General features: G+C 39.1%; 23 protein-coding genes. 7 read left to right on the top strand and 16 right to left on the bottom strand.

Features of this window, described 5'->3' with window-relative positions:
* Positions 1 to 424: 424 nt before the first annotated feature.
* The 3 genes from ileS to QZ289_RS07370 all read left to right on the top strand — a co-directional run bounded on the left by ileS (position 425) and on the right by QZ289_RS07370 (position 4,795).
* Positions 425 to 3,208, top strand: a complete 2,784-nt coding sequence (gene ileS / locus QZ289_RS07360; protein ID WP_295701074.1) for an isoleucine--tRNA ligase — start codon at positions 425 to 427, stop codon at positions 3,206 to 3,208.
* Positions 3,209 to 3,280: 72 nt separating this feature from the next.
* Positions 3,281 to 4,507, top strand: a complete 1,227-nt coding sequence (locus QZ289_RS07365) for a multidrug effflux MFS transporter (protein WP_295701076.1) — start codon at positions 3,281 to 3,283, stop codon at positions 4,505 to 4,507.
* Between the two features lie 39 nt (positions 4,508 to 4,546).
* Positions 4,547 to 4,795: a hypothetical protein gene (locus QZ289_RS07370; RefSeq protein ID WP_295701079.1), complete on the top strand. Its 249-nt coding sequence runs from the start codon at positions 4,547 to 4,549 to the stop codon at positions 4,793 to 4,795.
* Between the two features lie 117 nt (positions 4,796 to 4,912).
* On the opposite strand, the gene QZ289_RS07375 is transcribed toward QZ289_RS07370, so the two are convergent.
* From QZ289_RS07375 to hisF, 16 genes are all read right to left on the bottom strand, one after another.
* Complete coding sequence (locus QZ289_RS07375; RefSeq protein WP_295701082.1) at positions 4,913 to 5,101, bottom strand: hypothetical protein; 189 nt, start codon at positions 5,099 to 5,101, stop codon at positions 4,913 to 4,915.
* A gap of 80 nt (positions 5,102 to 5,181) precedes the next feature.
* Positions 5,182 to 5,397 carry a hypothetical protein gene (locus QZ289_RS07380; protein WP_295701085.1) on the bottom strand — a complete coding sequence of 72 codons (216 nt, stop codon included), beginning with the start codon at positions 5,395 to 5,397 and terminating at the stop codon, positions 5,182 to 5,184.
* A gap of 262 nt (positions 5,398 to 5,659) precedes the next feature.
* Positions 5,660 to 6,082, bottom strand: coding sequence for a hypothetical protein (locus QZ289_RS07385; protein ID WP_295701088.1), 423 nt, complete (start codon positions 6,080 to 6,082; stop codon positions 5,660 to 5,662).
* Between the two features lie 65 nt (positions 6,083 to 6,147).
* Entirely contained in the window at positions 6,148 to 6,309 is a 162-nt protein-coding gene (locus QZ289_RS07390; protein WP_295701091.1) for a hypothetical protein, read from the bottom strand.
* Between the two features lie 536 nt (positions 6,310 to 6,845).
* Positions 6,846 to 6,995 (bottom strand): hypothetical protein, encoded by a 150-nt coding sequence (locus QZ289_RS07395; RefSeq protein WP_295701094.1) that lies wholly within the window; start codon positions 6,993 to 6,995, stop codon positions 6,846 to 6,848.
* Between the two features lie 42 nt (positions 6,996 to 7,037).
* Positions 7,038 to 7,265 (bottom strand): hypothetical protein, encoded by a 228-nt coding sequence (locus tag QZ289_RS07400; RefSeq protein ID WP_295701096.1) that lies wholly within the window; start codon positions 7,263 to 7,265, stop codon positions 7,038 to 7,040.
* Positions 7,266 to 7,494: 229 nt separating this feature from the next.
* Positions 7,495 to 9,711: a hypothetical protein gene (locus tag QZ289_RS07405; protein WP_295701098.1), complete on the bottom strand. Its 2,217-nt coding sequence runs from the start codon at positions 9,709 to 9,711 to the stop codon at positions 7,495 to 7,497.
* A 7-nt stretch (positions 9,712 to 9,718) separates the two neighbouring features.
* Positions 9,719 to 10,540 carry a rod shape-determining protein MreC gene (mreC, locus tag QZ289_RS07410; RefSeq protein ID WP_295701100.1) on the bottom strand — a complete coding sequence of 274 codons (822 nt, stop codon included), beginning with the start codon at positions 10,538 to 10,540 and terminating at the stop codon, positions 9,719 to 9,721.
* Between the two features lie 8 nt (positions 10,541 to 10,548).
* A complete protein-coding gene (locus QZ289_RS07415) occupies positions 10,549 to 11,583 on the bottom strand; it encodes a rod shape-determining protein (protein ID WP_295701104.1) in 1,035 nt (344 codons plus the stop codon).
* 43 nt (positions 11,584 to 11,626) lie between these two features.
* The gene (clpX, locus tag QZ289_RS07420; protein ID WP_295701107.1) at positions 11,627 to 12,931 is read right to left on the bottom strand and encodes an ATP-dependent protease ATP-binding subunit ClpX; all 1,305 of its coding nucleotides are present in this window, start codon (positions 12,929 to 12,931) and stop codon (positions 11,627 to 11,629) included.
* Positions 12,924 to 13,706, bottom strand: a complete 783-nt coding sequence (lpxA, locus tag QZ289_RS07425; protein WP_295701109.1) for an acyl-ACP--UDP-N-acetylglucosamine O-acyltransferase — start codon at positions 13,704 to 13,706, stop codon at positions 12,924 to 12,926. Before lpxA ends, clpX begins: the two co-directional genes overlap by 8 nt.
* A 15-nt stretch (positions 13,707 to 13,721) precedes the next feature.
* Entirely contained in the window at positions 13,722 to 14,213 is a 492-nt protein-coding gene (fabZ, locus tag QZ289_RS07430) for a 3-hydroxyacyl-ACP dehydratase FabZ (protein ID WP_295701112.1), read from the bottom strand.
* Between the two features lie 46 nt (positions 14,214 to 14,259).
* Positions 14,260 to 15,411, bottom strand: coding sequence for an epoxyqueuosine reductase QueH (locus tag QZ289_RS07435; RefSeq protein WP_295701115.1), 1,152 nt, complete (start codon positions 15,409 to 15,411; stop codon positions 14,260 to 14,262).
* 328 nt (positions 15,412 to 15,739) lie between these two features.
* The gene (gene rlmN, locus QZ289_RS07440) at positions 15,740 to 16,828 is read right to left on the bottom strand and encodes a 23S rRNA (adenine(2503)-C(2))-methyltransferase RlmN (RefSeq protein ID WP_295701117.1); all 1,089 of its coding nucleotides are present in this window, start codon (positions 16,826 to 16,828) and stop codon (positions 15,740 to 15,742) included.
* Positions 16,825 to 17,433, bottom strand: coding sequence for a purine-nucleoside phosphorylase (locus tag QZ289_RS07445; RefSeq protein ID WP_295701119.1), 609 nt, complete (start codon positions 17,431 to 17,433; stop codon positions 16,825 to 16,827). The genes rlmN and QZ289_RS07445 overlap by 4 nt, the downstream gene beginning before the upstream one ends.
* A 34-nt stretch (positions 17,434 to 17,467) precedes the next feature.
* The gene (gene hisF, locus QZ289_RS07450; protein WP_295701131.1) at positions 17,468 to 18,229 is read right to left on the bottom strand and encodes an imidazole glycerol phosphate synthase subunit HisF; all 762 of its coding nucleotides are present in this window, start codon (positions 18,227 to 18,229) and stop codon (positions 17,468 to 17,470) included.
* Positions 18,230 to 18,396: 167 nt separating this feature from the next.
* On the opposite strand from hisF, the gene rsmA reads away from it, so the two are divergent.
* Genes rsmA through QZ289_RS07470 form a run of 4 tightly spaced genes read left to right on the top strand, consistent with a single transcriptional unit; the run spans position 18,397 to position 22,536 of the window.
* Positions 18,397 to 19,233, top strand: coding sequence for a 16S rRNA (adenine(1518)-N(6)/adenine(1519)-N(6))-dimethyltransferase RsmA (gene rsmA / locus QZ289_RS07455; RefSeq protein ID WP_295701121.1), 837 nt, complete (start codon positions 18,397 to 18,399; stop codon positions 19,231 to 19,233).
* Positions 19,199 to 21,289: a ribonuclease J gene (locus tag QZ289_RS07460; RefSeq protein WP_295701123.1), complete on the top strand. Its 2,091-nt coding sequence runs from the start codon at positions 19,199 to 19,201 to the stop codon at positions 21,287 to 21,289. Before rsmA ends, QZ289_RS07460 begins: the two co-directional genes overlap by 35 nt.
* A gap of 7 nt (positions 21,290 to 21,296) precedes the next feature.
* On the top strand, positions 21,297 to 22,268 hold the full coding sequence (locus QZ289_RS07465) for an SIS domain-containing protein (RefSeq protein ID WP_295701125.1): 972 nt from the start codon (positions 21,297 to 21,299) through the stop codon (positions 22,266 to 22,268).
* 28 nt (positions 22,269 to 22,296) lie between these two features.
* Positions 22,297 to 22,536 carry a DUF2443 family protein gene (locus QZ289_RS07470; RefSeq protein WP_295701127.1) on the top strand — a complete coding sequence of 80 codons (240 nt, stop codon included), beginning with the start codon at positions 22,297 to 22,299 and terminating at the stop codon, positions 22,534 to 22,536.
* Positions 22,537 to 22,719: the final 183 nt, after the last annotated feature.

Raw genomic sequence — 22,719 nt, forward strand, 5'->3', positions numbered from 1 at the left:
ATCTGTTAGCCTGATTTTGCTAGATATTATTTCAGCACTTCAATAATGTACTTGTTTTTACTTCGCAAAAGCCAGAGGGGGTTTAATCTCATCATAAACTTACATTCCTACAAATTTAAGCCTAACTAAAAGCTATATGCGCCTCACCTCCTCATAGTTTTGCCTTTATATTTAAGAGTATAACACGCGCCTAAGAATTAGCAAAGAGGCATACCTCCACACAAAGTTGAGATTGAAATAAGGTATAATTAAAGAAGGAAGCATATAATCAATATTTAATAAATCTTTAAAGAATGTCTTTCATCACTTTAAGCTTTAAATATAAAGAAGAAAACAAAGTTTTTGAGCATATTTTTTGTTAATAAAACCCATTTTTTGCTACAATCGCATATTTTGACTTCGACATTGATATGGAGTTTGCTCTATGAATTATAAAGATACTTTGATTTTGCCTGATACTAGCTTTCCAATGCGAGGAAATCTCCCTCAAAATGAGCCACAAACCTATGCAAAATGGCGTGATGAAAGGCTTTATAATCGCCTTAAAACTCGCTCCCTCCCCAATGCTAAAAGCTTTTGTCTACACGATGGTCCCCCTTATGCAAACGGACATTTACATATAGGACATGCTTTGAATAAGACTCTAAAAGATATTATTATCAAATATCGCTATTTTAAGGGAGAAAATATTCGCTATACGCCCGGGTGGGATTGCCACGGATTGCCTATCGAACAGCAGGTAGAGCAAAAAATCGGCAAGGCAAAAAAGGATAGCCTAGAGAAAACCAAGCTCCGCGCCCTCTGCCGCGAACACGCACAAAAATTTATCACCATTCAATCAAGTGAGTTTCAATCTTTAGGTATTTTAGGAGATTTTGAGAATCCTTATAAAACAATGGATTTTGCCTTTGAAGCGCAAATTTATCGCGCCCTTATCGCGCTTGTTAAAGAAGGGCTTTTGGCAGAGCGGTTTAAGCCTATTTATTGGAGCTGGGCGTGTGAGAGTGCGCTTGCTGATGCAGAGGTCGAATATCAAGATAAACAATCAGATTCTATATTTGTCGCCTTTGATTTAAACGATAAGGCATTAAAAAAGCTAGGTATCCCACAAGGGAAGCCCATTATTTGGACGACTACGCCTTGGACACTCCCTGCGAATGTCGCCCTTGCCTTTAATCCTACAGAATCTTATGTGCTTACTGATGATGGCTACATCGTGGCGGCAAACTTACATAGCGCGTTGGTAAAGCAGCTTGGCATTAGCGCAGGTATCACACACACTTTTGAGGCGAAAAAATTAGAGGGTTTAGAGGCGATAAATCCACTTAATAAACGAATCTCACTTATCATTTTGGGCGAACACGTAGGTGTAAGTGATGGCACAGGCATCGTGCATACTGCACCGGGACACGGCGAAGATGACTACTATGTGGGATTAAAATATAATTTGCAAGTGATTATGCCCGTTGATGATAAAGGAAATTTTAGCCCTTTGGTAGAATCTATGGGGCTTGTGCCAGAAGCATTTGTAAGCGAATTTGTGGGAAAACATATCTTTGATACACACGAGAGTATTTTTAAGATTCTAGGCAAGGCATTGCTTAAGAGAGATATAATTACACATAGCTATCCACATTGTTGGCGCTCTCATAAACCTGTGATTTATCGCGCCACTACGCAATGGTTTATCTTGCTTGATAAGCCCTTTTTTGCCGGTAAAACCTTAAAAGAAGTCGCCCTAAGTGAACTAGAAAAGGTGAGATTCTATCCTGCTAATGGCAAAAACAGAATCTATTCAATGATTGAAAATCGCCCTGATTGGTGTATCTCTCGGCAGAGGGATTGGGGTGTGCCTATCGCCTTTTTGATTGATAAAGATACAAATACACCTTTACTTGATGATGCGGTGCTAGAGCATATCGCAAACATCTTTGAAAAAGCAGGTTGCGATGCGTGGTGGAGCTATGAGGTAGAGAAGCTTTTGCCCCCAAGCCATCAGCATTTAAGCAAAAAACTCACAAAGAGTAAACATATCCTTGATGTGTGGTTTGATAGCGGCAGCACGTGGAGTGCGGTGCTTGATAATGAATACAGAATCAAGGGCAATAACTATGACGCAGGGGCATATCCTGCAGATATGTATTTAGAGGGAAGCGATCAGCATAGAGGGTGGTTTCAAAGCTCACTTTTGCTCTCTTGTGCTATTGCTAAAAAAGCACCTTATAAAGAAGTGGTAACGCACGGCTTTACCTTTGACAGAAATGGTGAAAAAATGAGTAAAAGCAAGGGCAATGTGATTGCTCCAAATGAGATTATTAAGACACAAGGCAGTGAGATTCTAAGGCTGTGGGTGGCACTCAGCCATTATCAAAGCGACCAAAATATTAGCGATGAGATATTAAAGCAAGTGGGCGAACAATATCGCAAAATCCGCAATACGATACGATTTCTCCTTGCTAATGCAGCTATAAATCCGCAAGATATGGTAAGCAAAGATGAGCTAGGGCAGATAGATAGATGGATTCTAAGTGAGTGCGATAGGGTGTTTGATGAGGCATATCACTACTTTGATGAATATGAGTTTGCTAAGGCATTAGGTGTAGTGATGAACTTCCTCACAAATGAGCTAAGCGGTATTTATTTGGATTTGTGCAAGGATATACTCTATTGTGATAGCGCAGATTCTATACGTCGCCGTGCCATACAGAGTGCTATGGTGATGATTTTGCGCTCTTTATTGCATTTTATCGCGCCTATACTTACCTATACAGCCGATGAAGCCTTTAATCACGCAAGCCACGCGGTAAAAGGAGCGCATAAAGATGTCTTTGATATGCTAAGAACTCCTTGCAAAGCGCATTATAATACGCAGGTTGATGTAGATTTTGCCTATTTATTGCGCGTGAGGGAAAAGTTTGGCGAAGTGTTAGATAGCCTTAAAAAGCAAAAGATTCTTAAATCCTCACTTGAAGTGCTGCTGCAAACTCCTAGCGATATAGCCCTGCTTGATAAATGGCTCATCATCTCTGGGGCAAAGAGCAAAGTGAGCGGTGGCGAGGCATTGGCAAGATTTGAGATTGAGGGGCAAGAGTTTGTGCTGTATAGGGCACAAAAAGACAAATGCGAGCGGTGCTGGCAATTTGTCGTTAGCGATTCTAGCCCATTGTGTGAGCGCTGTGCGGCTGTGGTAGAGAACATGAAGCAATGAAGTGGGCCAATGGGCTTTGTGGGTAAGCAAAGCGGTTATAAGTCTTTGCTAATTTGTGTTTAAGGATTACCTATGTCCCAAGATTCTATACATAATGCTAAAGATGGGGATTCATCCTCCCCAAAGGGATTTGAAAAACTCTTGTTGATTTTTATCCTTGCTTTTATGTCAAGTATCGCGCCACTTTCTACGGATATGTATCTCCCTGCTTTGCCAAATGTAAGTGAGAGCTTTGCGGTGAGCGATTTCTACGCACAGCTTTCACTTGCGGCATTTTTTATTGCCTTTGCTTTTGGGCAGTTGATATATGGACCACTAAGCGATGCCTTTGGGCGCAAAAAACCCTTGTATGCGGGGTTGGTGCTATTTATCACTTCAAGTATTGGCTGTGTGCTGGTAGATTCTATTTATGCCTTCATTGTGCTAAGATTTTTTGAAGCTTTAGGTGGCTGCGCGGGAGTGGTGATAGCTCGTGCAATAGTCAATGATAGGTTTGCACTCAAAGATGCTGCAAGTGTGTTTGCGTTGATGATGGTAATTTCCTCGCTCGCACCTATGCTCGCCCCTGCGCTTGGGTCTATATTACTTGGGTTTTTTGAATGGTATAGTATCTTTTTGACACTTTTTAGCTTAGGCATAGTGCTGTATATACTCATCATCTTTGTCCTTAAAGAATCTGCCCCTAAGACTAAAACGCCCTTTTCTCACCACGAAATCATCAAGCATTACAAACTCATTTTAAGCGATAAAATCTTTATGGTCTATGTGCTTTCAGGGGCATTTGCTATGGGGGCATTATTTGCCTATATTACGGGTTCATCATTTGTATTTATGAATGTTTTTGCATCAGATAAAAATATTTATAGCCTCATTTTTGCACTTAATGCCCTAGGGTTGATGATATGCTCTACGCTTAATGCAAAGATTGTGCTTAAAACTTCACCTGAATATATATTAAAAAAGGCGTTTGTGGCTATGAGTGTGTTTGCTTGTATATTGATAGGTGCAGGAATGATAGGGGATTTTATATTGTTTGAAATGGCACTTTTTGCGACGCTTTCTTCACTAGGATTCTTACTGCCTAACCTTACGACTTTAGCAATGGCGCGATTTAAGGCATATTCAGGCACGGCAAGTGCTGTGCTAGGGACAATACAATTTACCTTGGCGGGTATTATGTCATTTCTTGTTGGGGCATTTGAAGCAAACACACCCATTTTGTTAGCATTAGCAATGGCAATTGCCGTGTGGTGCGGTAGTGGAATATATATGAGTATATTATTTACAAACAAAAAATAAAAAGTATAATATAATCATTCTTATTTTAAGGAGGATTATATGAGAATGTTCTGCTACATTGGTATTGTAGGGCTTGTGGGGATTTTAAGTATGGGTTGTGCCACGAGCAGCAGCCTTAAGCATAAAAGTGCAGCAGCTACGGGCTGTCCGCCAAATGAAACACAAATCAGCAACAAAAAGCATACTTTCTATCCTGCTGAAGGCTATACCTATCGTATTTCTTGCAATGGTAGGAGTTTTTATTGTGAAAGCACATCTATTGGCACAAAATGCGGCCCTACGCAATGAGAGAATCTTAAAGATTCTATTGAAATAGGAGTGTGCTAAGTGTTTGTTTTAGGGTTAGGGATAAACCCCACCACATCCTGAGCTTTAGATAATGATTTGAGATTTTCTTACCATTAATTAAGGGATGGGCTTCATAGTCGGGGATGTAGCGGATTTTGGCAATCCCATATTAGCATTACCCTCAAACTGCCGCTCAAAGTAATCCATAGTTTGATAGCCTCCTAGTGCGTTTTTTATGTCTGCTTCGAGGCAGCCACTCATCGTAATGAAGCTTATAGAAAGTATGAAAAACATTATATGCCACATATTTATACCCTCGAATTGATATATACAATAATGAATTTGTGCAGCAAAACTGCAAACATTTTTCTTTAAGATGTGTGATTCTAGCGTTTATTTTCTAAAAGTGCCTTTACACTCTCGCGCACAATGGATATATTATGCGATAGGTTATATTCCTGTGCAGCTTTGTGGGAGTTTTGCTTATATCGCATAATATCCTCACAGCTTAGAGCATTAAGCGCATCAGTCAAAGAGCGGATAGCAAAATCACGCGTTATAATCACATTATGATATTTCTCACCAAGAGCCATCATCTGCACTAAAGGGGCATAAGCAAGGCTAAACGTGATTGGATGTATTCAAAAATTTATTAGACAAAGTGGAGCGGGGGTTGTAATTATGCGGGGAGACATAGATAAACCCTATATCATAGGAATTGCCAAAAGGCACAATTTGATTAAGTGGTAGTGGAGATAAGATTCTAATATGTTTGCCTTGGGATTGCAGGGCTTGTATGCGGGATTCTATCTTAGTGCGGAATACCCTCTGCCCCCACCCGACAAAAATAAAATCTATGCAAAATCATTCATCAAGCCATTGACATAGCTCTATCACCTCATCAATACCGCAATTTTGATTAAGTGCGCTGTGGTAGAGAATCTTTATACATTCTGCATTCACTGCCCTAGGCGTAAGATTATAAAAAGGTGGCAGGGGCATTAAAGGATGAGCATTAATCTCAAAATGCTTTTTATACATCTCACAAAAGGCAGAAGAAGCGGCAAAGACTCTATCTGCTTTAGGCATATAGGTAGCATAAAGATAACTATTGAAGCGTTTGAAAAGCACTCGCCAACACAAAGAGCTTGTGTTTTGCAATGGATAAAACTCTTGTGTGTCAAAAATGACTCTTGTTGTATGCCTTACCCCATCTTTATGTATGCGCTCGCTCCACTCTAATCCCGTAAATAGCACAGGTAAAAGCAAAAGGTCGTGGCACACCATATCATAGCAATAATGCTGCAAATGCTCGTAATCGCTAATCGATTGTGTATGAAGCTAAGTTTGTCTCATCTTTGAAGGGCGACATTGCAATAAAACTTAAACTCCTCCCATTTGGTGCGCCTTTTATAAGCTGAATAACTAAAGCTTTTAATGCTAATTTCCCTCTGCACAGCATCTTTAATTATCACAGGTGACATCTTGCTGCCATCATCATTATCAATCCCCATCACATTCAGCTCATAATCATCTTTAAGTATCTCTTATCATTGCCATAGCACGCGGACAAGTAGCTATATTGGCTGCTGCTAGGATTAAAATACGCTGCATCATTTATTTGTCCTTAGTTATCCTTTGCATTATCTTGCTTTTTTGAAAAACTTGTTCCTAAAAATTTTTTGCGATATACTTTTTGCACTTTTCCACAGCGGAGGCACTATCTGTAATTATCATTGTCTCCTCTCTAGGATAAAATGAAAGAAAATTGTAACTCCCTATCATAGATCATTGTATGCCTTCATTGTCCCATAAGAGCATTTTAGATTGTAAAAATTTGAATAATGTTGCAGCTCATCAATACTCGATTGATTATCCCTCGCCCAGTATCATCACGACCACATTTGAGAAAAATTTTTACATCTCTATTGAAGGCGAATTTAATATATTCCTCGTAGGGAATAAGTCCTGCTTGCCCAATCCACGGGAGGCTTATATAAATAAAACTTATCGCATAAGAAAACACATATTGCAGCACTTGCGAGGTTTCTTACACCCTAAGAATAGTGTTTGGGACAATAAGCTCTTTTGCCTTGGCTATCTCCTCAATCTTTGCCTTTTGTATCACTTTGTGAATATTCTCTTTGGGTTCTGCTTGCTCCATAATACTAGAGCTCTTTTTGTTCTTTCTCCCACTCATCAAACGCCCTTTTTAAGGTGTTAATTAATATTTGTGCATTATCTAATGCTTCATCATTAGAATCCTCAAGGTGAGTAAAGACTTTTTATTCACAAATAAGTTGTGTAGCATAAGCAATATTTTTACATCACCGCTTAACTTATTTACCACCCTAAAGACCTTTAAAATCTTATATCTTGCCTTGCAGCATAACATCATACTATGAGATTCTAAGACAAGGCAGATTTCTTTGCGAGGCTTATTTCCATCAACCTTTTCATTATGTCCCAATCATAAATAGCATATAGTGTTGAAGTGTTACACTTTTCTTGTATGAAATCAACATATTCGCCCTCTGCACTTAATCTCTCAATTTCTATACCCTTTTTAAATTCCCTTCAGTAAAAGCCAATCCAAATTTACGCCATTAAAATTCATCACTCATCATTGCTCCTTTGATGTTTATTTATTATGATAACACATATTTTTAGGAAATACCCCCAATCAATTTCTATTGATTTTAGAGGGTATTTTGAGGTTTTAAAGCCATAATATCTTTAAAGGCATTAATACCCTCATATAATTTTATCTCATCAGTTATTTTTCTTGCGTATGCGACTGCCTCTTTAAAGGCATTAATAGCCTCTGTATCACCCTGTGCGTAGAGCTGAAGCAAATCTTTTGCTTTGCTTATATACTCATCTTGTGAAAAGGCAATAAGTGGCAAATGGGCTTCATCAAGTATTTTAAGGGCATTTTCACATTCTGCATCTGTTTTATGTGAGCCATCACTATGGGGTATCTGCTGCCATTTTTGCACGATTGCTAAGAGATGTTGCTTACGCGTTAGTTCATCCTGCTTGCTCATCATAAGGCTTAAGCCGCCTTTTGCAGTGTATTCAATGCGGCTTTCACCCTGCTCTAGCGGGAAGCTATCAAGCCATATATCGATGATATGCCCATAGATTCCACTATCAACATATCCCATAAAATACACACGTTTTAAGAAATCCTTGCCCTCTTGTGTGGATTCAAACACGTTCATAATGCACTCGCTAATCAATGTGCTATTTCCACCCCCACACGCAAGATAAATACTTTGTGGAAAGAAGCGCATAATCTCCACCACACATTGCCAATATTCAGTTGAGTGGAGCTTCATTAAACGCCCGATTGTCCCTAAGATAATAGCATTTTGGGGGAATGTAGCACGTAAGGATTGCATCTCTTGCTGAGATTCTGCACTTAAGGGCGGATTATAGAATCGCTCTAGCATTTTCACAGGCACGCCATAGAAATCATATCCCTCGTGCTGGATATGTCGCTTATTTTGGCAGATATGTGTCATTTTCACATCAATACAAGGGAGGTCATAGACAAAATTGCCGTGTGAATAATATATTTGCAATGGTGCACTACGCGAGGCGAAGATAAAATCACTTATGCCATAGCCATTATTTGGGCTAATGAGAATGCAGACATTATCGCGATTTATGGCACTTTTGAGCGCGAGGGCTTTCTGCAAATGCGAGTTATAGAATCCCTTGGTATTCAATGGAGAGACGACATCTACCACCTCTATGCCAAGTGCCTCATAATAGCGGATAACATTTATATCATCAACGCTTTTTTCAAATAGCTTCATCGTGTAGATTTTAACTTCATATTCTTGCCTAAAGTCTTCATCGCCTAAAAGATTGCTTAAAAGGCTGTATTCTACCTTATAGGGAGAATTTCCTACTAATCTATCGCGCAAAAAGCCTATGCACTTTTTACCACTTTTATTATCGTGAATCTTACTCACACCATAAATACCCTGTGTGCGAGAAAAAGCCTCATAATACTTGATTGCTACACTATCGATTTCCGCACAAAAATTACGCCATTGGGCTTGATGATGAAAGTTATTGCCGCACATATGATAAATAAAAAACTGCATATACATCGCCTCATCAATCCCCGCAATATCGCCTCCTTCAAGCAAAGCATAAAATATATCCCGCCATAGCGGATAAAGCTCAAGCCACAAATGGTGATTAAAAAAATGTGAAACATTCCAAAAGCAGTGAATCTGCCAATTCAAAATGCTTCGCCGCGCTAAGGGTGGATAAGAAAGGTAAGTTTGCCTCTCTTGAAGTGTTTTAAGCGATGATAAAAGTGTAGGCATACTCACATCTAGATTTTCAAAAAAATCTACGATAAATTGGGTGTGTGCCAAGCTTGCAGAAAGGTTAATATCTACAAGAGCGATAAGCATAATATATTCGCGCACAAGATGTTCAAAATCGCACATATTCATCAAAGCTTTTGAGAGAATATAAAGCTCGATAAATAGGACATTTTCCGTATCGCTATTTCCCTGTGAGAAAAGGTTTTCTTGTGCGAGAGAGAGAAAAGATTCAAAACGTCTATCCACCTCTACATAACCCTCTGGGGAATGTGCAACAAAAAGCAACATATAAAAATACTCAGTGCCGCAAATATGCCCATCACAAAATAATGCATAGATTTTCTCCCGCAAAATCGTAATAATCTCTACTAAAAGCGCATTGCCATCAGGCTTGGATTGCAACAATACAATGTCATTTGTCTTAATTGCACGAAGTTCTTTGATAAGTTCTTTTAATTGGGTTTGAGAATGAGGAGAACGAAGAGCATTTATAAAAATATGAAAAAAAGATGAGATTCTATCGTATTGCTCATAAAAATGCTGGGAGAAGCTTTGAATTTGTTGCATATAGAAATTATTCTTCTTGTGTAAAAGTATGGCTTATTTGTGGTGTTTCTCTATCGATAATCCACACATACCCAAGTTCTCCTGTATTTGCATAAGGCACTATATCAGCACTTAAATAGCCATAATTCTCCCGCACATTTTCCACCACGCCCACAGGAATATTTTCTAAAAAGATACCATCAAGTCCGCTTGTAAAGACCTTATCCCCTTTACGTATTTCGATCCAATCAGGGATATAATCAATGAGCATTTTGCCCTTATGAGAGCCAGACACAATACCCATAGCCTTATGTTCCCCAATATACACATCATAATGACAATTTTCATTGCCATTTAAAAACCCCTCTAATCGTCCATTTTGCACTACTGCTACCCCAAAAGCAACATTGTCTTTAACAATGCCAAAGATTCTATCCTCAATCTTTTCATTCTGTCGATATTCGCTCAAATCTGTATCAAGCCACACTCTATTACGTTCTCCCAATGTCGCAAACGAAATGATACGTGCCTGATGAATCTCACTACCACTATGTGTAATCCCACCCCTGCCTATGAGATTACGTAATTTAGCATTATCATCTTTAAGTATCTGTTTTTCAAGTAGCAGCCTATCATACTCTGCCACTTTTGCACTTAGCATCTCTATTTGTTTAGCCTGATCAAAGTATTTGTTGCGAGCATTTTCCATACTTTCTTTAGAATCTAAGAAAAATGCCTTAACATAATCGCTTACTCCTAGAATCTTTGCCTGAATGGATTTATCTACTTCCATCAAAACCAAAATACATATAAAAAAAACAATCCCAAAAATAAGGATTTTATATCGCATAATTCTCTCTAATCAAAAGCAAGTTGATTGAGTAAATCTAGGTCTTCCATTGCCTTACCCGTGCCTCTTGCCACGCACAAAAGTGGCTCTTCACCCACATAAACAGGTAGCCTCACAATATCTGAGAGATATTTATCAAGCCCACGAATTAATGCCCCACCGCCTGTAAGCACAATGCCATTTTCTACAATATCCCCTGCTAAATCTGGGGGCATAGATTCAAGCACAGATTTAAGAGCATTGCTTATCTCACGTAATTGATCCTTCATCGCTTCACGCACGTCTTCACTCGTAAGCTCAATGGTGTTAAGCAACCCACTCACTTGGTCGCGCCCACGCACCTGCATAACAAGAGGCTTTTCCATAGGAGAGGCTGAACCAATTTGAATTTTAATCTCTTCTCCTGTGCGCTCACCTATGAGGAGATTAAATTTCTTCCTCACATAGTCCATAATAGCTACATCGAGTTTATCTCCAGCCACCTTGATAGACTTACTAATGACTAATCCACCTAAAGAAATCACACCAATTTCTGTCGTCCCGCCACCAATATCAATGACCAAATTTCCCTTAGATTCTTGAATCTGCAGTCCCGCCCCAATAGCTGCTGCCATAGGCTCTTCTATCAAAAACACTTCTCTTGCCCCTGCACTCATTGCAGATTCTTTAACAGCCTTCTTCTCCACACCTGTTAGCCCATAAGGCACACACACCATAATGCGAGGACGAACAAGCGTTTTACGTTTATGAGCCTTCTCAATAAAATAACGTATCATTTTTTCAGTCATATCAAAATCAGCAATTACACCATCTTTCATTGGGCGAATAGCTTGAATGCCATCAGGGGTTTTTCCAAGCATATCTTTAGCTTCTTTGCCCACAGCAAGAATCTTGCCCGTGCTGAATCTATCAGCCTGCACAGCGACTACGGAAGGCTCATTGATGATGATACCCTCTCCTTTAACCAAAACCAAAGTATTTGCTGTCCCCAAATCTATCGCAACATCTTTGGAAAAAGTCCCAATGAGTCTATCCATCAGCATAAAAGCTCCTTAAAAATGCAAAATAAATTGTAAATTATACATTCTAATCCTTTGCCAAACCTTTGTTTTGTCTTAAATTAGGCTCTTTTTTGTATATTTTTCTTTTTTTAAGCAAAAAAGGTTTTTCTTTATGAGCAATACATTCTTTTGTAATCGTAATTTCATATCCTTCAAGCTCAGGCAAATCATACATCAAATCAATCATTGCTTCCTCCATAATCGACCTTAAACCTCTTGCACCCGTTTTGCGAGCAATAGCAAGCTCTGCAATAGCCTCAATCGCACCCTTTTCAAAATGCAAATACGCTCCATCAATCTCAAATATTTTTTGATATTGTTTAATAAGCGCATTCTTGGGCTGAGTGAGAATCTGCATCATTGCTTCTTTGCTGATGGGGGCAAGTGTGGTAATCATATGAAGCCTACCAATAAGTTCAGGAATAAGCCCATAAGCAATTAAATCATCAGGCTCTACAAACTCAAGCAACGCATTCTCCTCACTCTTTCCTTTTTTCTCCCCGTGGAATCCAAGTACATTGCCACCCAAACGTCTTTTAATAATATCGCTCAAACCATCAAATGCTCCTCCGCACACAAAAAGAATATCGCTTGTATCAATTTGCACAAAGTCTTGATTGGGGTGCTTCCTCCCGCCCTTGGGGGGGATATTCACTAAGCTACCCTCAATAATCTTTAATAGTGCCTGTTGCACACCCTCACCAGATACATCACGAGTAATAGAGCGATTTTCCGAAAGACGTGAGATTTTATCAATCTCATCAATAAACACTATACCTTTTTGTGCCTTTTTTACATCACCATTCGCCGCCTGAAGAAGCCGCGTGAGGATATTCTCTACATCTTCACCCACATATCCTGCTTCTGTGAGACTTGTAGCATCAGAAATAGCAATAGGGATATCTAAGAATCTTGCTAAAGTCTGTGCCATAAGTGTTTTACCGCTACCTGTGGGACCAATAAGTAAAATATTAGATTTAGAAAGCTCCACATCGCGTAAATTCTCACTTACTTGCTCCTCTCCTTTGATAATGCGCTTATGATGATTATAGACAGCTACGGAAAACACACGTTTTGCCTCATCTTGCCCTATCACATATTCATCAAGTTGTGCTTTGAGCTCTTTAGGAGAGGGGGTATTCATAAGCATAGGCTCTTCCTCATCACTCTCCTCTTTATCGTGCTTCATATAGCCCGTAAGCGTTTTATAAATAACACTAATACAATTTCTACAAATATACACACCGGGTGTGCTTCCAGCTATAAGGGGATTATAAGAGCTTTCTTTTGCCTTACAAAAACTGCATTCTTTTTTATTGGCATTATCCATTATTTGCTCCTCTAAAGGGGATTCCACGTGTGCTTGAGAGGATAAACTCACAAATATAACGTATCGTATGGCTTGGATTTGATTCAAGCTGTGCTTGAGCAAGTTCACGTATAGGTGCGTTACGCGAGAATAGAAACTTATATATATGGCTTATCTCATCAATCTCTTCACGGGAAAAAAGTTTGCGCATACGATGTTTATTTAATCCCCTAATATAGGCTCTATTACCTTCTGCAAGGCAATATGGAGGTAAATCTTGCACCAAGACAGAGCCTCCACCTATCATACAGCCACTACCGACTTTGACAAATTGATGCAAAGGTGTCAAACCGCCGATATTTACGTAATCACCAAGCTCTACGTGTCCACCAAGCGTAGCATTATTAGCCAATACGCAATCACTTCCTACAATGCAATCGTGCGCCACGTGAGTGTATGCCATAAATAAGTTTCTATCGCCGATGATGGTTTTGCCTCGCCCTCCTGCTGTGCCCGGATTTAAAGTAGTAAATTCACGAATGAGATTTTCATCTCCAATAATAAGCTCTGTCTTTTCGCCTGCATACTTTAAATCTTGTGGTGGCACGCCCACAGCTGCATTATTAAATACCTTATTACCCCTACCCAATGTTGTATAACCACTAATATGCACATAATTTCCTATAATGCAATCATCGCCGATTTTTACATTTTCATCAATAATACAAAATTCTCCAATTTGGACATTTTGCCCTATTTGCGCACCATCTTTGATAATACTTGTTTTTCCTATCATACCCAATTCCTAAACTTAACTTTTAGAATCTGCATCGGCAATCATTGCCTTAAGTTCTGCTTCAGATACAATCTTATCGTCTACAAACGCCTGTGCACCCAGCTGCCATACACTACCCTTATGCTTAAGCACTCTTAATTCATATAAAAGCCTATCACCGGGCACGACAGGTATGCGGAATTTGACATTATCAATCGTCATAAAATACACAATTTTGTTTTCTGCCTGTGTAATATCATCGCCAAACATACTGACAAATGCCAACAAACCACCCGCTTGTGCCATACCCTCAATTTGCATAACACCCGGATAAATAGGCTTATGGGGAAAATGCCCCAAAAATATCTCCTCATTAATCGTTACATTTTTATATGCCTTGATATAGCCATCTGGTTCTTTATTATTGCTGTTGGCTCTTAGCTCTATCACTCTATCCACAAGCAACATAGGATAACGATGCGGGAGAATCTGACGGATTTTTTCTATATTCATAATCGGCTCTTGCATAAGTCTCAACTCCTTTTAAACAAATATAACATTTTACCAAAAAATCTTAATATGTAGTGATAGCAAACACACTGCTCTCTTGAAAATACGCATCAATAAAGACTCTAAGAGAATACTTGATACATTTATCCAAAACAATGATGGGATTAAGACTATCAGCCCCGCATAATGCCGCACGTAGCAATAGTTCACATTCATAAGCAGGAGGATTGTATACCATTTCTTGTGTATCTTTATAATGTGTCTTTAGCAGTAAATTTATATCATCAATGCTGATAAACACGCTATCATCGTGTTTTGCATAGCCTATTTCTACACTTTGCATTTGAGATTCTATATCTTTGATAGACTCTCTCACATATGTAATACTTGATGTTTTTACCATATTTTTGCTTTTTGAATGTGTTATCACATAAGAATTTATCGCTTCGCCATTATCCATACACACACTACGCAAATTGCGCCATAGGATCTTTGAGCGTTTATAAAGGGCATATTCCCTCCCTTCACTCTCACACTTATCACGTATTTCGAATATAAGTTTGCGTTGCTCATTGCTTCCGGGCATAATTTGCTTACCGATATTACTCATCAATTCTAATGGAATCTGCCTTTGCTTCTCCCTTTGTTTGTTGAGAGCAAACTGACAGCCACAATAGGTTTGCTTATAAAGCTTATCTTTGTTTGCCAATTCGCTTTGAGCTTGTGTGCCTCCATTGCTCCGCACATCAACCTTTATAAAATCCAAATTATAAGCTAGGGCTATCTCATCACCCTCCGCAAAAAGAATCTTCTGTTCCTTAAGCGGACTAGAAAGCAATGTTGAGGTAAAAGACTTGATAGACATTTTTGCTGCCACTTGTGCTGTTTTTTCTAAACGCATATCAAAACACTTGACACATCGCTCACCTTTTTCAGGTGCTTCTTCTAATCCCTTTACATCTGCAAACCACTTTTTGCTTTCATATTCTCCCTCTATGAGTTCGACCCCCAACATATTACAACTCCTCTTTACATCAAGCAATCGTAAATCATATTCTTCTTTGGGATGGATATTTGGATTATAAAAATATCCTATCATTCTGCTTTGCGGATATATCTTTTGCAACTCACTTAAAAAATAATGGCTATCCACAGAACAGCAAATATGCACGAGCATATCTTGACTTTTATTATGTATATGACTTTGCTCACTCATTCTCTATCCTTTGCAAAATACCAAAATGACACTACTCCTATAAACACAACGGCTGCCAAAAATACTATAAGCACCATATCTAGCTCTGTCATTTCGCGCTCCTTTTAATTTCATTCTATAATAGAAACATCAAACCTCTATAAATCGTCTTTAATCTCTATATTTGCTTTACTTGTATAATGTTTCCTGTGAAACATTACGACTTTGCTGTTGCACTAAAGTGCTGCAAAGTCTTGTTTAGTGGAGCATAGCCCCACACAAAATGCCTGAAGGTTAACTTATAACCGCTTTGCATTCATCAAGTTAGTTCTCTAAGGCTTGGTATAAGCTATGTAGTATTTGTATTTTCTTGTGCTACTTTTTCACGTAGCTGCCCACATGCTGCGCTAATATCCACACCCCTAGATTCTCGTATCGTGCAGAGTAATCCTCTCTGCACTAAAAAATCTGCAAAAGCCTTAACATCATTTATTTGCGGACGTTCAAACGCACTGCCACTATGAGAATTAAACAAAATAAGATTGACTTTTGCCTTAATGCCATTAAGCAAAGAAAGCAATTTTTTCGCGCTTCTTATATCATCATTCACATCTTTAATCATAAGATATTCAAACATCACTCTTTTTCGGGTATCGATAGGAAACTGCCGCACCTGCTCTAGCACATCAGCGATATTATAGGCTTTATTGATAGGCATAAGCTTTGAGCGTAGCTCATCATCGACAGCGTGCAGAGAGATAGCTAACTGCACTCCAAGATTCAGCTCCCCCAATGCCTTAATCTTAGGCGCAATACCACTTGTAGAAATTGTTTGTCGTCTCGCGGAAATACTTAACCCTTGAGATTCACTGAGAATCTTAATAGCCTGTGCGACATTTTTTAAATTATCAAGCGGCTCACCCATACCCATATAGACGATATTTACACTTTTATGTGCGGGAATATGATTATCCCTTTTCATCATTACGACCTGCTCGACTATCTCACTTGCATCAAGGTTCCGCACGAAGCCACCTTTTGCTGTGGAACAAAATACACAGCCAATTTTGCAGCCAATTTGGCTTGAAAGACACATCGTCCATTTTTCACTCTCACACACTTCACCCTTTTTCCGCTTTTCACGCATTTGTATTAACACAGATTCAAAAGTATGTCCATCTTTGGTAGCAAAAAGATACTTCTTACTCCCATCGCGACTGCATTCTACACGTATGGGTTGAATCTGTGAGAGTGCAAAGTGTGATTGCAAAAACTGCTGTGTAACTTTTGAGATATTATCCATACGCCATATATCATTTTCATATCGATGATAAAGCCAATGATATATTTGCTTTGCACGAAATGATGGAGAGATGAGCGCAGATAACTCCTCTAATGTATAGCTATAAAGACTAGGATTGGTATCTAGGCTTTTCATATATGTTTACCTTTTGTTTTATTTCCCAATGCAAGAGAAAGATTCTCTATAAATGATGAATGCTCGAGCAACTTTTGCTTTATCGTATTGTGATTTTGCATAAACTCCTTATGTGCGTTTTGATGACAATAGTTACTCACAGCAAATACACCCACACACGGAATCTCAAAATATTGCGCCACTCTCATTACTGCAAAGAATTCCATATTTTCTAGGGCAATACCTGCATTTGCAAAAGCTAAAGCAATATGTCCATCGGTTGTAATATAATTAGAACTATTCACTATCACTTTTTTATATCTATTAAGCGTTTCACGTGAAACATAATCATTTTCGCCCAATGTATTACTTTCAATATGATTATCCAAAGGCGTATAAGCCTTCCCATCTAAAAATGCGATTTCAATTTGTGTCGCGCTATCAGCAATACATACATCCCCTATATTGATGTCTTTACTATATGCCCCCGCACTCCCTACAAAAACTATACTATCTATACATTCCCTCATACATATTTGCATTAGTCCTATGGTGCTCTCACATAGCCCTATGCCTATGGACTTTGCAAAGGCAAAATACTCTCCATTACCCGCACATACTATCATTTACACGCCTACCATTCCCCATATTTTAAACACACTAGATTCTCACCGAAATACCCTTTTGCTGCAGATAATGTTTCAAGGCATTGATTTCAATCTCTCCATAATGAAACACACTCGCTGCTAATGCCGCATCAGCTCCATATATAAACGCATTGGCAAAATCCTCCATTTTCCCCGCACCTCCACTTGCGATAATAGGCACATTCACACAAGAAGCTAAAGATTCTATCATCGCTTTATCATAGCCATTTTTTGTACCATCAGTGTCCATACTTGTAAGCAAGATTTCTCCCGCACCTCTATCACACACTTCTTTTACCCATTCTACCATATCTTTCCCCGTATCTACTCGCCCACCATTGATATAAATATGCCATAAATGCGGGGCTATCATCTTCGCATCAATAGCCACGACAGTACATTGTGAGCCAAATCGCTTTGCACCCTCATCAATCAGCTGTGGATTCTTAATCGCTGCGCTATTAATACTAATCTTATCACACCCCGCATTAAGTAAGGCAGACATATCCTCTAAAGAACGTATTCCTCCACCCACGCTAAAGGGTATAAAGATTTCTCTAGCAATATTTTTTACAATCTCTATCATCGTGCCTCGCTGCTCATAACTTGCCGTAATATCAAGTAGCACTATCTCATCTGCACCCTCATCATTATAACGTTTAGCAATCTCCACAGGATTCCCCGCATTTTGCAATCCTACGAAATTTACACCCTTTACCACTGCTCCATTGCAAACATCAAGGCAGGGGATAATCCGTTTTGCTAAACTCATTATTTTGCTCCTTTATATTTTAAACATTTAGATATTGCCCCCTACAATATAGGCAAAAACATTGTGTAAATATGTAGATTTCTTAACGTTATGATAGCTAAATACTCTTTACAAATACAAAATATTTGCATACTTTAGGTTATAATGCTGCTGAAATAAAGGGTAAGATAGTGGCAACATACCGAGCAAAAAAACATTTTGGGCAGAATTTTCTGCAAGATTCTCACTATCTCCATAAGATTATCCAATCCACTCCCACACTCCCTATCCAATGTATAGAAATTGGGATTGGCTTGGGTGATTTGACACAAGAGCTATTGAAAATAGAACCCTTGATAGCCTATGAAGTCGATTTAGACTTATGTTCTTTACTTGATAAAAAATTTTCTAGTCATATTCAAAGTGGACGATTAAAAATCATTTATGAAAATGTTTTGAATCTCCACCAAGAACAACAATGGCTTTATGAGCAGGAATATAAGGTGGTCTCTAATCTGCCTTATTATATTGCCACACATATTATTGTGCGACTTTTGCGCGATAGATTCTGTCGTGCTTTACTTGTAATGACACAAAAGGAAGTAGCACAAAAATTTTGCGCCTTAAGCGGAGAAAGTGCATTTTGCGCCTTAAGTGTTTTAACACAAACTTTAGGCGAGACACAAATGCTTTTTGATGTGCCAAATAGTGCCTTTTCTCCTATACCAAAGGTAACCTCATCTGTTTTTGTGATACATAAACATCACCTTCAAACATTTGAAGCCTTTTCCCTCTATGATTTAGAATCTTTTTTAAAATCTGCATTTCACGCACCACGTAAGACGCTTCTTAAAAACCTCTCTACTGCTTTTGATAAAAAGCTCTTAGAAAAGGCTTTAGAATCTGCCTGTGTGCCGTTCAATGCACGACCACACGAAGTAAAGACAAAAAGTTTTCACCACATTTTAGAAATTCTTAAAAAAGGACACAACAATGGAAGACAAGAACACACCACAGGAACAAAATAACCAAACAAGCAAATTTAAATCATTTGCAGAAAGATTCAAAAAAAAGACCCCTCAAGAACAAGCCGATGATATGACTGCTTTTTCTCATACAGAATCTACTCCACATACACCAAAGGACACGCGTAAAGCAAAACCCTATCAAAACAGACAAGGCAACTCTCAAAATAATAACGAGCAGGGGCAAAAATCATTTGAAAAACGCAAATGGCAGGGCAAAAATCCTATGACTCAAAATCAAAACAAAAATTCATCTCACAATGAGCCAAAAGATGGCATTAGAGAAGTGCAAAATGCAAACGAAAAAGGCAATCTAGGACTACATAAAGATCTTAAAAGAGGCGTAGAGGCAAATACGAGAATCCAACGTCAAAGCCTCAATCCTCATAGCAAACTAAATCTCAACACAAAGGCAAGTGTGCGCATTACACCTCTGGGTGGATTGGGCGAGATTGGCGGGAATATCACCGTGATTGAAACGCCTGATTCTGCCATTGTCATTGATGTGGGTATGAGCTTTCCTAATGAAGATATGCACGGCGTGGATATCCTCATCCCTGATTTTAGCTATCTCTTTGCGATTAAAGACAAAATCGCCGGTGTTATCATCACCCACGCACACGAAGATCATATCGGGGCTGTGCCTTATCTCTTTAAACTCCTGCAATTCCCCATTTATGGCACACCTCTACCGCTTGGTATGATAGGCAGCAAGTTTGATGAACACGGATTAAGCAAATGCCGCTCTTTTTTCAAAATCGTAGAAAAGCGCAAACCCATTAAAATCGGCGCATTTGAAGTAGAATGGATTAATATCACGCATTCTGTGATTGATGCCTCCGCCCTTGCTATACGTACCGAAGCAGGGGTAATCCTACACACAGGAGATTTTAAAATCGACCACACACCTATTGATAATCTCCCCACAGATTTGCATCGTTTAGCCCATTATGGAGAAGAGGGCGTTATGCTTTTGCTAAGCGATTCTACAAATTCCCATCGCAGCGGCACGACACCAAGCGAAGCGAGCGTAGGACCGACATTTGAAACACTTTTTAAAGAAGCTAAAGGGCGTGTGATTATGAGCACATTCTCCTCTAATATTCACCGCGTATATCAGGCTATCGCCTATGGATTGAAATTTAATCGCAAAGTCGCAGTCATCGGGCGCTCTATGGAAAAGAATCTTGAAATCGCCCGTGAGCTAGGCTATATCGAGCTACCTCAAAATATTTTTATCGAAGCGCACGAAGTAGCAAAATATCCCGATGAAGAGGTGCTCATCGTAACGACAGGCTCTCAAGGTGAAACAATGAGCGCACTCTATCGTATGGCAACTGATGAACATCGCCATATCAAAATTAAGCCAAGCGATATGGTTATTATCTCTGCTAAGGCAATTCCGGGCAATGAAGGCTCTGTCTCAACCGTGCTTAACTTCCTCCTTAAAGCTGGGGCAAGAGTAGCATATCAAGACTTTAGCGAGATTCACGTAAGCGGACACGCCGCACAAGAAGAACAAAAGCTTATGCTAAGGCTCATTAAGCCTAAGTTTTTCCTCCCCGTGCACGGCGAATACAATCACATCGCTAAACACAAGCAAACCGCTATCGCCTGTGGTGTGCTCGAAAAAAATATCTACCTTATGGAAGATGGCGACCAAATCGAAGTGAATCCTAACTATATGAAAAAGGTGCGCAGTGTCAAAAATGGTAAAACATTTATTGATAATCAAATCAATCGTCAAATTGAAAATGATGTCGTGCTTGACCGCCAAGCCCTAGCCAGTGATGGCATTGTGATTATTTCTGCAAAGATAAGCAAAGAGCGCAAAATTTTAGAGACCAAAATTTCAAGCTATGGACTTGTAGCAGATAAAGAGGATAAGGGCTTTGAAAAGGAAATGAATGAGACCCTAGAATTTATGGTAAAAAACTTTAAGGCAGAGGGATTTAATGCAAAGAATCTCGAAAATGAGGTGCATACCCTTTTTAAACGGCATATTTTTAAGAAAGTCAAAAAATATCCTACCATCGTGCCAATGATTTATGTCGTGTAGGTGCGCTATGGCAAAGCTAAATTACACCCTCATTGCAAAAGATGTCCTGAGTATAGAATCTAAAAGTTTACTTGATGCTGCAAAGCGACTTGATGAGGAGGAATTAAGCGCGATTATAGAGAGGATTATCCACTCTAAAGGAAAGCTTATCGTATGTGGGGTGGGCAAAAGTGGGCTTATCGGCACGAAAATCTCTGCCACGCTTTCTAGCACAGGCACGCCAAGTGTATTTATGCACCCCACAGAGGCTATGCACGGGGATTTAGGCTTAGTGCAAAAAGATGATATTATCCTTGCGATTAGTTATAGTGGCAAAAGTGAGGAATTACTCAACATCATTCCGCATATCAAACGTTTGGGGAATCCTATCATCACGATGAGCAAGGATAAAAACTCTCCTTTATCCGCGATGGGTGATTATTTTTTAGACATTAGTATAGAAAAGGAAGCCTGTCCGCTTAATATCGCCCCTACGAGTTCTACAACGCTCACCCTCGCACTTGGTGACGCCCTAGCCGTGTGTTTGATGAAAAGACGCAATTTTAAGGCAAATGATTTCGCCTCTTTCCACCCCGGCGGTGCATTAGGTAAACAACTCTTTGTAAAACTCAAAGATGTAATGCAAACAGACAATCTGCCCCTTATCTCGCCTGATATGCCACTCTCTCAAGCTATTATCATAATGAGTGAAAAACGACTAGGCAACGCCATAATCACACAAGATAATGCGCTATGGGGGATTTTAAGCGATGGGGATTTGCGCAGAGCGATGATGAATGCTGATTTTCGCCTTGACGCTCCTGTGAGTGCATATGCTACGCGCTCTCCAAAAACTTGCGATAATCCAAATATTCTTGCCTTTGACGCACTCAAAATGATGGAGGCAAACAAGATTCAACTACTTATCATCACAGATAAGCAAAATCATATACAAGGTGTTATACACTTACATACTTTGATTGCAGCGGGACTAAAATAGTCATAAATAGTCTCATAAGGAGGAGAGTATGTTTGAAAAAATAGATGAAATTTTTAAAAATATTGAGGATATTCGCGATGATATTACCATATTGCTCAATATCGCTAAAATCTCACTTGTAGATTATATTATGATTAAGCGCGGCTCACAGGATATGCCCGAACATCTTGGTTTTGATTTACTCGCACAAATTGATGTTGAAATAGAAAAGCTCAAGGCACAAATTGACGCACTTAATAAACTTAAACGAGAACTCCTTGTATTTTAAAACAAATCTTTAAAGACAAGCTCTCATATCGCCTTCGCCTCCTTTAATCCTTGAATCTATAGGTATTTTCTGCCAAAGCCCCTTTATACTCATAATTAAAATATAACTTTTCTCACACTTTTTAATTTTCACTTTAGTTTTCATTTGCTATTATCAGCTATTCATTTGCAAATCATTCTTATT

The organism is uncultured Helicobacter sp., from assembly GCF_910577135.1.
GTDB classification, from domain to species: Bacteria; Campylobacterota; Campylobacteria; order Campylobacterales; family Helicobacteraceae; genus Helicobacter_C; species Helicobacter_C mastomyrinus.